Origin of the sequence: Pseudomonas sp. I8001 (assembly GCF_013385345.1) — a bacterium.
Lineage (GTDB): Bacteria > Pseudomonadota > Gammaproteobacteria > Pseudomonadales > Pseudomonadaceae > Aquipseudomonas.
In genome coordinates this window covers 559,760-573,336 of the sequence record NZ_JACAQC010000007.1, presented here as the reverse complement: position 1 = coordinate 573,336, position 13,577 = coordinate 559,760, and the positions used below count along the sequence as shown (strand labels likewise).

The 13,577-nt window shown below is 63.0% G+C and carries 11 protein-coding genes; 3 read left to right on the top strand and 8 right to left on the bottom strand.

The window, feature by feature from the left end:
* The first annotated feature begins 2 nt into the window (after positions 1 to 2).
* The gene (gene oadA, locus HX839_RS07190) at positions 3 to 1,811 is read left to right on the top strand and encodes a sodium-extruding oxaloacetate decarboxylase subunit alpha (RefSeq protein ID WP_102370189.1); all 1,809 of its coding nucleotides are present in this window, start codon (positions 3 to 5) and stop codon (positions 1,809 to 1,811) included.
* 70 nt (positions 1,812 to 1,881) lie between these two features.
* Here the strand turns inward: oadA and HX839_RS07185 are convergent, their stop codons facing one another.
* Together HX839_RS07185 and HX839_RS07180 are read right to left on the bottom strand one after the other, a co-directional pair.
* On the bottom strand, positions 1,882 to 3,210 hold the full coding sequence (locus HX839_RS07185) for an autotransporter domain-containing protein (protein ID WP_003213438.1): 1,329 nt from the start codon (positions 3,208 to 3,210) through the stop codon (positions 1,882 to 1,884).
* 111 nt (positions 3,211 to 3,321) lie between these two features.
* The gene (locus HX839_RS07180) at positions 3,322 to 6,294 is read right to left on the bottom strand and encodes an autotransporter domain-containing protein (RefSeq protein ID WP_177066898.1); all 2,973 of its coding nucleotides are present in this window, start codon (positions 6,292 to 6,294) and stop codon (positions 3,322 to 3,324) included.
* A gap of 87 nt (positions 6,295 to 6,381) precedes the next feature.
* On the opposite strand from HX839_RS07180, the gene HX839_RS07175 reads away from it, so the two are divergent.
* Entirely contained in the window at positions 6,382 to 6,657 is a 276-nt protein-coding gene (locus tag HX839_RS07175; protein WP_087694596.1) for a helix-turn-helix domain-containing protein, read from the top strand.
* A gap of 201 nt (positions 6,658 to 6,858) precedes the next feature.
* On the opposite strand, the gene HX839_RS07170 is transcribed toward HX839_RS07175, so the two are convergent.
* From HX839_RS07170 to HX839_RS07160, 3 genes are read right to left on the bottom strand one after another with little or no spacing between them, the layout of a single operon-like run.
* A complete protein-coding gene (locus HX839_RS07170; RefSeq protein WP_087694597.1) occupies positions 6,859 to 7,530 on the bottom strand; it encodes a GNAT family N-acetyltransferase in 672 nt (223 codons plus the stop codon).
* A gap of 13 nt (positions 7,531 to 7,543) precedes the next feature.
* Positions 7,544 to 7,993, bottom strand: a complete 450-nt coding sequence (locus tag HX839_RS07165; protein WP_177066897.1) for a GNAT family N-acetyltransferase — start codon at positions 7,991 to 7,993, stop codon at positions 7,544 to 7,546.
* Positions 7,990 to 8,625 (bottom strand): FMN-binding negative transcriptional regulator, encoded by a 636-nt coding sequence (locus HX839_RS07160; protein ID WP_177066896.1) that lies wholly within the window; start codon positions 8,623 to 8,625, stop codon positions 7,990 to 7,992. The genes HX839_RS07165 and HX839_RS07160 overlap by 4 nt, the downstream gene beginning before the upstream one ends.
* 90 nt (positions 8,626 to 8,715) lie before the next feature.
* Between HX839_RS07160 and HX839_RS07155 the strand changes: the two genes are divergently transcribed.
* The gene (locus HX839_RS07155; protein ID WP_177066895.1) at positions 8,716 to 10,278 is read left to right on the top strand and encodes a PLP-dependent aminotransferase family protein; all 1,563 of its coding nucleotides are present in this window, start codon (positions 8,716 to 8,718) and stop codon (positions 10,276 to 10,278) included.
* Positions 10,279 to 10,299: 21 nt separating this feature from the next.
* Here HX839_RS07155 and HX839_RS07150 read toward each other — a convergent pair whose 3' ends face one another.
* The 3 genes from HX839_RS07150 to HX839_RS07140 form a co-directional block, all read right to left on the bottom strand.
* On the bottom strand, positions 10,300 to 11,391 hold the full coding sequence (locus tag HX839_RS07150) for a polyamine ABC transporter substrate-binding protein (protein WP_177066894.1): 1,092 nt from the start codon (positions 11,389 to 11,391) through the stop codon (positions 10,300 to 10,302).
* Positions 11,388 to 12,422: a histone deacetylase family protein gene (locus HX839_RS07145; protein WP_134327548.1), complete on the bottom strand. Its 1,035-nt coding sequence runs from the start codon at positions 12,420 to 12,422 to the stop codon at positions 11,388 to 11,390. The genes HX839_RS07150 and HX839_RS07145 overlap by 4 nt, the downstream gene beginning before the upstream one ends.
* 154 nt (positions 12,423 to 12,576) lie before the next feature.
* Complete coding sequence (locus HX839_RS07140) at positions 12,577 to 13,569, bottom strand: AraC family transcriptional regulator (protein WP_177066893.1); 993 nt, start codon at positions 13,567 to 13,569, stop codon at positions 12,577 to 12,579.
* Positions 13,570 to 13,577 lie beyond the last annotated feature (8 nt).

Genomic DNA, 13,577 nt, shown 5'->3' with positions numbered 1-13,577 from the left:
GAATGAGCAAGAAGATCTTCGTAACCGACACCATCCTGCGCGACGCCCACCAATCGTTGCTGGCAACCCGCATGCGCACCGACGACATGCTGCCGATCTGCGACAAGCTCGACAAAGTCGGCTACTGGTCCCTGGAAGTCTGGGGCGGCGCGACCTTCGACGCCTGCGTACGCTTCCTGAAAGAAGACCCGTGGGAGCGCCTGCGCAAACTGCGCGCGGCGTTGCCCAACACGCGCCTGCAAATGCTGCTGCGTGGCCAGAACCTGTTGGGCTACCGCCACTACAGCGACGATGTGGTCAAAGCCTTCGTAGCCAAGGCCGCCGTCAACGGCATCGACGTGTTCCGCATCTTCGACGCGATGAACGACGTGCGTAACCTGCGAGTGGCCATCGAAGCGGTAAAAGCCGCCGGCAAACATGCCCAGGGCACCATCGCCTACACCACCAGCCCGGTGCACACCATCGAGGCGTTCGTGGCCCAGGCCAAGCAAATGGAAGCCATGGGTTGCGACTCGGTGGCGATCAAGGACATGGCCGGCCTGCTGACACCATACGCCACCGGCGAGCTGGTCAAGGCGCTGAAGGCCGAGCAGAGCCTGCCGATCTTCATCCACTCCCACGACACTGCGGGCCTGGCTTCGATGTGCCAGCTCAAGGCCATCGAAAACGGTGCCGACCATATCGACACCGCCATTTCCAGCTTCGCCTGGGGCACCAGCCACCCGGGTACCGAGTCGATGGTCGCGGCCCTCAAAGGCAGCGAATTCGACACCGGCCTCAGCCTGGAACTGCTGCAGGAAATCGGTTTGTACTTCTACGCTGTGCGCAAGAAGTACCACCAGTTCGAAAGCGAATTCACCGCCGTCGACACCCGCGTGCAAGTCAACCAGGTACCGGGCGGGATGATTTCCAACCTGGCCAACCAGCTCAAAGAGCAGGGCGCGCTGAACCGCATGAGCGAAGTGCTGGCCGAAATCCCGCGGGTTCGTGAAGACCTTGGCTTCCCGCCGCTGGTCACCCCGACTTCGCAGATCGTTGGTACCCAGGCGTTCTTCAACGTGCTGGCCGGCGAGCGCTACAAGACCATCACCAACGAAGTGAAGCTGTACCTGCAAGGCGGCTACGGCAAGGCGCCGGGCACCGTGAATGAAAAACTGCGGCGCCAGGCCATCGGCAGCGAAGAGGTGATCGACCATCGCCCGGCAGATCTGCTGAAGCCGGAAATGACCAAGTTGCGCGGCGAAATCGGCGCGTTGGCCAAGTCCGAAGAAGACGTACTGACCTACGCGATGTTCCCGGACATCGGGCGCAAATTCCTTGAAGAGCGCGACGCTGGCACCTTGAGCCCTGAAGTGCTGTTGCCGATTCCTGAAGCCGGCGGCGTGGCCCGTGCCGGTGGCGAAGGTGTGCCGACCGAGTTCGTGATCGACGTGCACGGCGAAAGCTATCGCGTGGACATCACCGGGGTGGGCGTCAAGGCCGAAGGCAAGCGCCACTTCTACCTTTCCATCGACGGCATGCCGGAAGAAGTGGTGTTCGAGCCGCTCAACGAGTTTGTCAGCAGTGGCGGCAGCAAGCGCAAGCACGCCACCGCGCCAGGCCATGTCAGCACGGCGATGCCGGGCAACATCGTCGACGTGCTGGTCAAGGAAGGCGACGTGGTGAAGGCCGGCCAGGCTGTGTTGATCACTGAAGCGATGAAGATGGAGACCGAAGTACAGGCGTCGATCGCCGGCAAGGTCACCGCCGTACACGTGGCCAAGGGCGACCGGGTCAACCCGGGTGAAATCCTGATTGAAATCGAAGGCTGATCAACAGCCTTCGAAACTACCGCTTAAACCTCGGGGGGGCATGTGCCCCCTTTTTTTTCGCCCGCAATAATCAGAACGCCAGGGTCCACTGGCCCAGCAAACCCTGGTTACGGCTGTGGGTGCCGACCTCGGCGGTATAGGCCAGGCCCACGGTGTGCCGGGTCGACAGCGCCAGGTCCACTCCGGTGTGCAGCGCCAGGCTGTCGCGGTCCAGGGAGGTGCCTTCGATGGTGAAGTCACTGTTGAAGCCCGGCCGTTTTACCCACGCGGAGGACTGGCGCACGGTGCTGCTCACGTCACCGTAGAGGTGCTTCCAGCCTGTGCTCAGGTGCGGCTTGAGGGCCATCTGGTTGTCCAGCGTAAAGGCACTGGCCAGGCGCAAGCCGAAGGTGCTGCTGAGGTTTTCCTGGGTCTGGGCGCCGACATTCAGCGCTGTAAAGCCGCCTTTTTCCTTGTAGCGGTCGCGGTGATAGCGCTGGTAGCCGATCCCCGCATAGGGTTCGACGCTGAAACTGCCCTTGTCCAGTTGATAGCCCAGCTCGGCGAAAGCGTTCTGGCTTTGGGCGTTGTATTTGCCTTTGGACTGCTCGCGGCGCTCAACGAAATCAAAGTCTACGGTGCGTTGGGTTTGGCCGGCATGGCTGCTGTAGATCGCCCCCAGGCGCAATGCAAGGGGGCCGTCCTGACGCACGGCGTAACCGCCGAGGTGCCAGCTGTCCAATTCGCCCTTGAAGCGTTTGGCGTTCAGGTCGCTGGCGGACTTGGCGCCCATCACACCCACCCGCCAGGCATCGTCCACTGCCCAGTCGCCGCCCAGCATCAGGCCTTGGGTGTGTTGCTGCAGGCCCACGCTACCGTGCTGTCCTTCAAGCTTGCCAGCGTTGCCCAGGGCCTGGAACCATACGTGGCCATTACCTTCGGCATCCGTAAGGTTGCGTTCGTCGCCTGTCCGGCGCATGACTGAAAGCAGGCTGCTGTTGAGCTGTTTCATGCTGTCTTGAGTGGCGGCGCCAAGGTTGGCGTTCTGGCTGCCTGCCAGTTGCTCCAGAACTGCACCCACACGGCCCGGTGCCAGCCTGCCAAGTTCCCGGGCGATATTGTCCAGTTCGTACTCTTGCCACTCATTGAGTTCGCCCGACTTGATGAGGGTGTCCACGGCAGAGTCCAGTACGCGGGCAACCTGCTGGCCGTTACGGGTGGTGGCGTGGTCGGTAAAGTTAAAGTCGGGAGTGGGCTTGGGTGGCTTGGGGCGCTGGTGGCCTTGCTGGCCGGCCTCTGGCGCCGGGATGAACCACTCGCTGTCTGGATCGATGTCCCCTCGCGCCTGGACGAATTGAGCGTTGGTGGCACCCAGCGCGAAGGTGATGGCGAGTGCGAGTTGTTTCTGAAGGAGTGGCATGCAGGTCCGACCTCTTGATGTATGAGGTCGGGAAATCTAGCGGGGTAAAGGGCGGATAAATGTCAGGCCATCCACCCTTTGCCTGCCAGAGATGTCTCTAGTGGGCCGCGATTAAAAACTCATCTGCCATTGCCCGATCAGCCCGTGATTGCGGCTGTTACTGCCTATTTCGCCGCTGTAGCCCACGCCGAGGGTATGGCGTGCCGACAGGCCTACATCCAGCCCGGCTTCCAGCAACAGGCTGTCGCGGTCCAGGGCGCTGCCTTCGACGTTGAACGCGGTGCCGCCCATCAGGAAGGCCTGGCGGGTGCTGCTGTCTACGTCGCCGTAGGTGTGCTTCCAGCCGGCGCTGACCCGCGGTGTGAGACTGATGCCGTTGTCCAGCTGGCTCAAGTGCGCCAGGCGCAGGCCGAAGGTGCTGCTGAAATTGTCCTGGGTTTGCCCTTCGACATGCAGGGCGGCGGCGCCGCCTTTTTCGTTGTAGCTGTCGCGGTGGTAGCGCTGGTAGCCGAGGTTGGCGAACGGCTCGGCGCTCAGGCGCCCGCTGCCCATGGCATAACCCAGTTCGGCGAAGGCTTGTTGGCTGTCGGCGTCGTAGTCACCTTTGGGTCGATCGTTGAAACCGTCAAAGGCCACCGTACGTTTACTGTCTCCCTGGTGCCCGCTGTACGCAGCACCCAGGCGCAAGGCCAGCGGTCCGCTCTGGCGCATGGCGTAGACGCCGGCGTGCCAGCTGTCGACGCTGCCGTCGACGCCGGTGGTGTCCAGGTCGGTCTTCGAATAACCGCCCAGCACGCCCACGCGCCAGTCCGAATCGAGCGCCCAATCGGCCCCCAACACGCTGCCTTTGGTGCGCTGGGTCAGGCCATTGCTGCCGTGGTCGCCGTCGAGCTTGCCGTAGCTGCCGATACCTTGCAGCCACAGGCGGCCCCGGGCATTGGGATCGTTGAGGTTGCGGGCTTCGGCGGGTACGCCGGTGGCGGCCAGTACGGGTGTGTCTTTTTGATCAAGGCCCACCAGCAGTCCGGCACCGCCGCCCAGTTGGTGCATGGCGTTCAACATGCTGTTGCCGACCTGGGCGCTGGCGCCGAGGGTGGCACTGGTCAGGTTGGCGGTGCTGCTGCCGGCCAATTGCTCGATGGCGGCACCGGCGCTGCTGTTGGTGGTGTTGAGCAAGGCGTTGTACAACGCGTTGTTCTTGCCCAGGCTCGCCAGGGCGTTGGCGGCGCGGGTGCCGTTGCCGGTGTTGGCGAACTGATTGAACGCCACGTCATTGCGGGAATAGGTCAGGCCGACCTGGGTAGGGCTGTAATCCAGGGTGGGGGTGAGGAAGGCATAGTCGCTGGTGACCTTGCCGAACGTGCCATTGATGCTGCCGGCCTGCAGTACCGTGTAGTGGCTCTGCCACGGGTAGGTGCCGGTGCCGGGATTGACCGCCAGGGTCGCGCCATTCAGGTACGCGGTGCCGCCGACCTGGACCGGTGCGCTGCTGCCGTCGGCATTCACGCCATAGGCCAGGGTCGAGCCGCTGGTCATCGTCAGGTCGCGGGTGATGCTGGCGGTGCCGAGGGCGGTGTTGGTCTGCAAGGTGCCTTTGACCAACAGGCTGCCGACACTGCCGCCACCGGCATAGATACCGCCTTCATCGACGGTCAGGTTGCCAGCGATCCCACCCTGGTTGATCAGCTTGGCGCCGCTGAAAATCTCGCCGCCGTCGCTGAAGTCGCCGCTGCCGGTGAGGGTCCAGGTGCCTTGCTTCACGTCCAGCCATTCGAAGTTGCGGCTGTCGCCGAAACTGCCGCCGGCGGCGTCGTCCATGATCACGCGGTCATATCCGGTGCCGCCATCCACCACGCCGACAAAGCGGCTGCCGCCGAGCAGGGTCAGCGTGTCATCGCCGCCGCCCAAATCCAGGGCCAGGCCGTTGCTGCCGCTGATCAAGCCGGCGTTGACCACCGTGTCGGCAAACTCGCCGACGAACTTCACGCCAAAGCCGTTCAGGCCCTGAATGGTGCCATGGTTGATCAGGGTGGTTGCAGCAAGTCCCGGGCCGTCGCTGCCGTCGTCCACCAGCACCGCGTTGTTGGCACCGCTTACCAATGCACCCACGCCGTTGAACACGTAGCCACCGCCGAGGGCGATGCCTTCGCTGCCGTTGGCAAAGCCGTTCTTGTCGACACCGCCGGCGCCGACGCCCTGGATGATGCCGTAGTTTTCAATGTGGGCGATCTTGTCGATGTCCACGCCGTCACCATCGCCGTCCGGCTGCAGTCCGGAGAATGCGCCGGTAATAGTGCCGTGGTTGATCACCGTGCCATCGCCGTCGGAACCAAAACCCGAGCCGTTGCGGCCGATTACCGTGCCGTAGTTGGTCAGCGTGGCGCCCAGGTCGGTGGTGATGCCGTGGCGGCCGCCGGAAATCAGGCCGTAGTTGGTCACCGTCACGCCGGTGGCGGAGTCGATGTCGACGCCATCGAACTTGTCGTCCCGGGAGAACGTGTCGCCGGTAGAAATCTCGCCGTAGTTGGTGAGGGTGGCATTACCGCCGGTTTTCATGCCGTCGCTGGCGTCGCCGCGAATCAGCCCGCCAAGACGGTTGATGATGGTGGTGCTGACGTTCGGGCTGCGGATCGCATCCAGGTCCAGCCCTTGGCCGGTGGCGGAGCGAATGGTGCCGCTGTTGTCGATCAACAGGCTGCCGCTGGCGAAATTGCTGTCGATGCGCAGCGCGTCGTTGGCGCCCTGGATCACGCCGCCGGCGCGGTTGTAGATGCTGTAGTTGCGCGTACCGGTGAGGCTGCCGCTGCTGTCGATGGCCCGGCCACCCGTGGAGGTAATGCTGCCGGAGTTGTCGATCACCACGCCATTACCGGTGGTGCCGTCCTTCAAGGTCACCGCGACTTTGGAGGTGGTGATACTGCCCGGTGCCGAAATCGTCAACGAGTCACTGCCACCCAGGGTTTGCCCGGTGGTGGTGGGCGTGTCGATCTGCAGCGTCTTGGTTGGCGTGGGCGCCGCATCGACAAAACCGCTGCTGACCAGCAGGCCGAGAGTGAGCGCAAGGCGCTGGGGCGAAGGGGGCATGGCGGGCGACCTTGTTTTTGGAAAAGAGTCGACCTGTATAGCGGAGGTTTTTTACAGAATGATGGCGAGGAGGTGACGGGGATTGAAATGAGCCTGACGGTTGAAGAACGAACCCGGTTGATCGAAAGCATTCAGGATGCATTGGCCGAGGGAACGCTGGAAATAGCCGAGGCGGTACGCCGGCTGCGAACGGAAGTCACTGGGCTGCATCAGAGCCAGTTTGCCAAGATGTGCAAAATCTCCGTACGCACGCTGGTACATATCGAACATGGCGAGGGCAATCAGACGCTGAAGTCGTTGAACGCAGTGTTCAGGCCGTTTGGGTTGAAGATGGGAGTTGTGAAGGTTCGCAGAAGCTTGTAGGAAAAGGCGATGGCGTGGTGTTTGATCTATAGATGCTCGCCTATTCGCCTCGGCTGAGCACAAGGCCCGGATACGCTGAAGATACAATGTGGGAGCCGGGCTTGCCCGCGATGACGGTGGGTCAGTTGATACATTCGTGACTGATACACCGCTTTCGCGAGCAAGCCCGCTCCCACATTTGTCAGGGGGTGGCAGGGTGGCTTAGGTACGGCACTCCACCAGCGTTTTCAACTGTCCCGAACCGGTCTGGTTGGCATCTGACAGCCACCGCTCAAACCCCGCCCCAATCGCCGGCCATTCCCCATCCAGGATCGAGTACCACGCCGTATCCCGGTTGCGGCCCTTGACCACGGTGTGCTGGCGAAACACCCCTTCAAAACTGAAACCCAAACGCTCGGCGGCGTTTTTGGAGCGGGCGTTGGCGTTGTTGCACTTCCACTCCAGGCGACGATTGCCCAGCTCAAACGAGTGCCTGGCCAGCAGGTACACCGCCTCGGTGCTTTTCGGTGAACGTTGCATCGGGGCGCCGAAGGTTACGTGGCCGATTTCAATGCGGCCTTGCTCGGGCACGATGGACATCAGGCTGAGGATGCCTTGCACCTCGCCGCTGGCCTTGTCGATCACACTGAAGAAGTACGGGTCGCTGTGGGACGCGTGGTTGTTCAGCCAGGCGTCGAAGGCGGCGCGCTCGGGGAATGGGCCGTAAGGCAAATAGTCCCACAGCTTCGGATCCGCGCCGGGGCCTTGCAGGGCGTTGAACAGGTCATCGCTATGGCGGGCGGGGTCGAGTTTTTCCAGGCGCACGAAGCGCCCTTCGATAAGGGTGACGGTGGGCGCCGGGACACCTTTCCAGTCGGCCAATGATGTCGTCATGCTGTGCTTCTCCTTAAAAAAGACCTTTGCGAAACTGGATAAAACCGGGGCGTTCGGCGATGCGTTCGTACAGCTGGATGGCGGTGGCGTTGGTCTCGTGGGTCAGCCAGTGGACCTTGCAGCAACCGTCGGCCTTGGCGGTGGCGTAGACGAATTCGATCAGCTTGCGGCCGACGCCGGTGCCGCGCTGGGCCGGATCTACCAGCAAATCCTGCAGGTAGCAGGAGTTCTCGATGCTCCAGTTGGAACGGTGGTAGATGAAATTGACCATGCCTACGGCCTTGCCGTCCTGCCAGGCCAGGGCCGAGTGGGTCGGCTCATTGGCGTCGATCAAGCGTTGCCAGGTGTTCTGGCTGACGGCGTCGGGCAGCTCGGTGTTGTAGAAGCGCAGGTAGGCTTGCCACAGGGGCAACCAAGCGGCGTAGTCGGCGGCGCTGACCTGGCGGATTTCGATCTGGCTCATGATGGCTCCTTGGGAATAAAGCGGGCGAGGGTCTGGTCGCGTACGTCGGTGCTGGCGGCCAGGCCGTCGCGAACGCCGGCGATGTCCGCCGGGCTGCGGTTCTGGCTGAGTTTGCGTTTGCCTTCCAGGCGTTGGATCGGCAGGGCAAAGCCGACGATGGCCTTGAGCATGCCGTCGATGTAGTCGGCCGGGGCGTCGCTGACTTTCCAGGGTTGGGCGCGATTGCCTTCATGGCGGTCGGTGAGGGCGCTGACCAGTTCGAGCAGGCGCTCGGCGTCGGTGAACACTTCGCCGGTGCCGTATGCGTGTACCGCGATGTAATTCCAGGTCGGCACCACTTTGCCGTGTTCGGCCTTGGCCGGGTAGAACGACGGGCTGATGTAGGCCTCGGCCCCGGCAAAAATCACCAGGGCCTCGCCGCCATTTTGCAGGTCCTGCCATTGGCGATTGGCCTTGGCCATGTGCCCGTAAAGGGTGCCGTTGGGCCCTTCATCCGGGTTGAGCAGCAGCGGCAAATGGCTGGCTTGCAGGCCTTGTTCGCCCAAGGTCACCAGTTGCGCCAGGCGCGTGTGCTGGATCAGTTGCTGGATTTCAGGCAAGTCATCGAGGGCAAAGGCGCGTGGTGTGTACATGAAGATTTTCCTTGGCGAATGCTTGCATCCTAGGCAGGCTATTGGTTCGTTGTAAGAGCCATCTACAGTCAATTTTATAGGTCCAATTCCATGCCTGCGTTAGAACCACCGCTCTCGTTCAACCCGGCGGGTATCGAGTTGGACCGCCGCCAGGGACTCACCCGCCAGCTCTATCAGGCGCTGCGCCAGCGGGTACTGGATGGCCGGTTAGTCAGTGGCACCCGGCTCCCCGCCAGCCGTGACCTGGCGGCGGCACTGTCGATCTCGCGCAACAGTGTGGTTCGCGCCTACGACCAACTGTACGCCGAAGGATTTATTGAGGGCCGCGTGGGTGATGGCACCTATGTGGCGCAATTGCCGCAGACACCGACGGCCGCAAAAAAACTATCCACAAAAGTGTCCACAGGGTTATCAACAGGCTTATCCCCAGGTTTATCCACAAAACGGCCGGAGTTACCTGTGTTTTCGTCCAGTCAAGTTATCCACAGCGGTGCGCTGGCGCGGGTGGAAAACAATCATTTGGCGCTTCCGCCCAGTGGTCCGCCGAGGGCTTTCAGGGTGGGCGTACCGGCTTTCGATCTGTTCCCGTTTGACGTGTGGGCCAAGCTGAATGCGGCTTTCTGGCGCAAGCCGGACTTGCAGCAGTTGTGTTACGGCGACCCGGCGGGCGACGCGCGCCTGCGTGGATTGATTGCGGCCTATCTACGCAGTTCTCGCGGCATGCAGTGCACGGCTGAGCAAATAGTGATCACCAGTGGCGCGCAGCAGGCAATCAGCCTTTGTGCACAGCTGCTGGTGGAGCCCGGCGATGAGGTTGCCATCGAGAATCCGGGGTATCGGGCAGCAGGCCATGCGTTCGCGGTGGCGGGTGGCCAATTGCATGGCGTGACGGTGGACAGCGAGGGCATCGACTGCGCTGCCTTGAACCGCCTCGGCGGTTGCCGCCTGGCCTACGTCACCCCGTCCCATCAATACCCCACCGGCGTGGTGATGAGCCTGGCCCGGCGCCTGGAACTGCTGGCCTGGGCCGAGCGTACGGGCGGCTGGATCGTCGAGGATGACTACGACGGTGAGTACCGCTACAGCGGCGCGCCCCTGGCGCCACTGGCGGCCCTCGATCGCACGGGGCGGGTGCTGTATGTCGGGACTTTCGGCAAGGTGGCCTTTCCGGCGCTGCGCCTGGGCTACCTGGTGTTGCCGGTCGGCCTGGTCCAGGCCTTTGCCCGGCGCCGCGCGGTGGACGTGCGCCACTCGGAAGTCAGCACCCAGGCGGTGATGGCGGAGTTCATGGCGACCGGGCATTTCCAGCGCCATGTACGCCGCATGCGCCGCGCCGCGCAGAGCCGGCTCAATGCGCTATTGGCCGAGTGGCCCGCCGACATTGAAGGCGTTGGCCGCCTGCCGTCGGTGGCGGCCGGGCTGCACCTGACCGTGCGGGTCGACAGCCTGGCGCGGGAACAGGCGCTGATCCAACAGGCGGCGGCGGTGGGTGTGGAGGTCAATGGCTTGAGCAGCTATTGGCTGCCGGAGTCACTCACGCCGCAGGATCAGCGTGCCGGATTGGTGTTGGGGTTTGCTGCCGTGCCCGAGGCGCAGATCAGCCAGGCGTTGAAGCGCTTGGGCCAGGTTTGGCGCGCGCCGGTTGCGCACTGAGGCGCAACCGGCGGCAACCGATCAGGTGCCGGACTTGATCTTGGTCCAGGCGCGGGTCCTGGCTCGTTCGGCGTCACGTCCCAGGGGCTTGAGGGTATACAGCGTGGCCATGGCCGCCTCGGTCGGGTACAGGTTGGGGTTGTTGCGAATCGCCGGATCCACCAACCCGGTGGCGTCCTTGTTGGGGTTGGGGTAACCGACAAAATCGCTGATCGGCGCGATCACGCCCGGTTGCAGCAGGTAGTTGATAAAGGCGTAGGCGTCTTCCGGGTCCTTGGCGCCTTTGGGGATCGCGAGCATATCGAACCAGATTGGCGCACCTTCTTTCGGCAGGCGCATGTCCACGGTCACACCGTTCTTGGCTTCCTTGGCGCGGTTGGCGGCCTGGGAGAAGCTGCCGGAATAGCCGACCGCCACGCAGATGTCGCCGTTGGCAATGTCACCCATGTACTTGGACGAGTGGAAATAGGTGATGTACGGGCGGATCTTCATCAGCAGTGCTTCGGCTTTGACATAGTCCGCCGGGTTGCTGCTGTTGGGGTCCAGGCCCAGGTGTTGCAATGCCAAGGGCAGGATTTCCGACGGCGAATCCAGCAGCGCCACGCCGCATTGCTTGAGCTTGCTGATGTTCTCGACGTTGAAGATCAGGTCCCAGCTGTCCACGGGGGCGTTCGCCCCCAGCGCGGCCTTGACCTTGTCCGGGTTGAAGCCGATCAGGATGGTGCCGTACATGTAGGGCACGGCGAATTTATTGCCGGGGTCGTTGGCCTCGATCAGCTTCATCAACTTGGGATCGAGGTGGTTCCAGTTGGGCAGTTTGCTGCGGTCCAGCGGCTGGAACACCGAGGCTTCGATCTGCTTGGCCAGGAACACGTTGGAGGGCACGACCACGTCATAGCCGGAGTTGCCGGTCAGCAGCTTGGCCTCCAGGGCTTCGTTGGTGTCGAAGATGTCGTAGACCAGCTTGACGCTGGGGTTCTGCGCCTTGAAATCCTCCAGGGCCTTGGGCGTGATGTAGTCGAACCAGTTGTAGACCCGCAGGGTTCTTTCTTCGGCGTGCGCGGCCCCGCTCAGCACGGCGGCGCAGAGGACGAGATGCTTGAGCATGTTCATTGGGCGAATCCCTCAAAACCTTCGAGAACGTTGACGGCATTGATGCCGATTTCTTCCACGGCGTAGCCGCCTTCCATCACAAACAGCGTCGGTTTGCCGAGGCGGGCGATTCGCGCACCCATCGCCAGGTAGTCGGGGCTGTCGAGCTTGAACTGGGAGATCGGGTCGTCCTTGAAGGTGTCGACGCCCAGCGAGACCACGATGATGTCGGCGCCGTAGCGCTCGATATCCCCGCAGGCCTGCTCCAGCGCGGCGCTCCAGCGGTCCCAGCCAGAACCTGCGGGCAACGGATAGTTGAAGTTGAAACCCTCACCGGCGCCTTCGCCCAACTCGTCGGCGTAGCCCAGGAAGAACGGAAATTCCGCCTCCGGATGGCCGTGGATCGAGGTGAACAGCACATCGTCGCGCTCGTAGAAAATCGACTGGGTACCGTTGCCGTGGTGGTAGTCCACGTCGAGGATGGCCACCTTTGTGTGGCCCTGGTCGAGAAACGCCTGGGCTGCGATGGCCGCGTTGTTGAGGTAGCAATATCCGCCCATCAAGTCGCTGGCGGCGTGGTGCCCGGGCGGACGGCACAGGGCGAAGGCACTGCGGGCGCCTTGCTGGATCGCCTGTTGCGCGGTGAGAGCGACTTGCGCCGCGCTGTAGGCCGCTTGCCAGGTGCCGGCGGTGATCGGCGCGCCGCCGTCGAAACTGTAATAGCCGAGCTGGCCGTGCAGGCTGGTGGGGATGACCCGGCGCAAGGTGCGTGCGGGCCAGGTGTAGGGCAGCAAGTCTCCGTCCTGGCCAAATGCCGTCCAGCGTTGCCAGGCGCCTTTGAAGAAGTCCAGGTACGCGGGGCTGTGAATACGTTGCAGCGGCGCCAGGCCAAAATCCTCAGGCGCTTGCACCGGGCCCAGTTCGCGGTCCTTGACCCGTTGCAACACATGGTCGGCGCGCGCGGGCATTTCAAAACAGGGCATCAGTTGCCCGTCCATCAACTCGCACCGGCCATGGTGCAGGTGGTGATCGTCCGAGTAGATCGTCAGCATATTGTTGTTCTCCGCAGGCTGAATCGGTGAGTCCAGTCTTGCGGCGGGTGGGATTAATGAGAATGGCAGGAGCGGCCAAAAGGGGATAAATATGGCCAAAGTGTGTGACCGCAATTCGCCCCGAAATGGCGCGGCCGTGCCCCAGCAAGTGGCTTCAGGGGCGGAACTGGCTGGGTGCGACGCCGCTCCAGCGAACAAAGGCGTGACGGAAACTCGCGGTTTCGCTGAAGCCCAGCGCCTCGGCAATTCGGTAAATGGGCAGCTCATCCTCGCCCAGCAATCGCTTGGCCCGCTCGAAGCGTAGCTCGTCCAGCAACTCCTGATAGCTGCAGCCCAAGTCATGCAGGTGCCGGCGTAGCGTGCGCGGGGAGCAGTTCATCTGCTCGGCCAGGCCGTCGAGGCCCGGCGCGGCGCTGAGTTGGCTGGCGAGCAGGTGGCGAATCTTGCCCAGCCAGGCCTGGCGCCCGGTGAACTCGGTGTTTTGCTTGCGGCAGCGCTCAGCCATGGCCTGGTGGGTGACGGCGTCGGCTAATGGCAGGGGCTGGTCCAGCCAGCTTCGGTCGAAGGCAAACGCGTTGGCGATGGCGCCGAATTGCAGCGGGCAGGCAAAGATTTCGGCGTACCGTGCGCGGTAATCCGGGGCGTCGTGTTCAAAGCGCGCCGCAAGCAGCGGCAGGGCATGCCCCAGCAGGTCGTCGCAGATCACCTTCAACGAGGCCAGGCAGAGTTCGACGTTGAACGTTTCCAGCGCCGGATTTTCCCGGTAATCCGCGGCGCTGAACCAGATGCGCGTGCCGTCTTCCTCAAGGTCCAGCTCGAAAAGTGTTCCCAGCAGCGCCGGATACCGCAGCGCCAGGCGCAAAGCGTCACCGAAGGTGGCACTGGTGAGCAGTGCGTAACCGAGCATGCCATAGGAAGAAACGTGCATTTGCCGGCCCAGCTCCAGGCCGATATCCCGGCGCAGGGCCACGGCGTTGGCGCACACGCGCATCTCCTGGTTGGTGGTGATGCGGGTGTCGGCGCGGCTCAAGTCCGCCGCGCAGATACCGCTGCCGGCCAGCAAGGCCTCGGCGGGTTGGCCTTCGGCCTTGAAGGTATTGAGCACCAACGAGACGGCATTGAGGGTGGTGAGGTGAGAGTGCAGCATGGGGGCTT

What these genes read in the sequence shown, in the direction of transcription:
- HX839_RS07170 (WP_087694597.1), bottom strand. Translation starts at nt 7,530, where the DNA reads ATGACGACATCATTGGCCGACTGGAAAGGTGTCCCGGCGCCCACCGTC.
- HX839_RS07175 (WP_087694596.1), top strand. Translation starts at nt 6,382, where the DNA reads ATGAGCCTGACGGTTGAAGAACGAACCCGGTTGATCGAAAGCATTCAG.
- HX839_RS07180 (WP_177066898.1), bottom strand. Translation starts at nt 6,294, where the DNA reads ATGCCCCCTTCGCCCCAGCGCCTTGCGCTCACTCTCGGCCTGCTGGTC.
- HX839_RS07160 (WP_177066896.1), bottom strand. Translation starts at nt 8,625, where the DNA reads ATGTACACACCACGCGCCTTTGCCCTCGATGACTTGCCTGAAATCCAG.
- HX839_RS07155 (WP_177066895.1), top strand. Translation starts at nt 8,716, where the DNA reads ATGCCTGCGTTAGAACCACCGCTCTCGTTCAACCCGGCGGGTATCGAG.
- HX839_RS07185 (WP_003213438.1), bottom strand. Translation starts at nt 3,210, where the DNA reads ATGCCACTCCTTCAGAAACAACTCGCACTCGCCATCACCTTCGCGCTG.
- HX839_RS07140 (WP_177066893.1), bottom strand. Translation starts at nt 13,569, where the DNA reads ATGCTGCACTCTCACCTCACCACCCTCAATGCCGTCTCGTTGGTGCTC.
- HX839_RS07145 (WP_134327548.1), bottom strand. Translation starts at nt 12,422, where the DNA reads ATGCTGACGATCTACTCGGACGATCACCACCTGCACCATGGCCGGTGC.
- HX839_RS07165 (WP_177066897.1), bottom strand. Translation starts at nt 7,993, where the DNA reads ATGAGCCAGATCGAAATCCGCCAGGTCAGCGCCGCCGACTACGCCGCT.
- HX839_RS07150 (WP_177066894.1), bottom strand. Translation starts at nt 11,391, where the DNA reads ATGAACATGCTCAAGCATCTCGTCCTCTGCGCCGCCGTGCTGAGCGGG.
- oadA (WP_102370189.1), top strand. Translation starts at nt 3, where the DNA reads ATGAGCAAGAAGATCTTCGTAACCGACACCATCCTGCGCGACGCCCAC.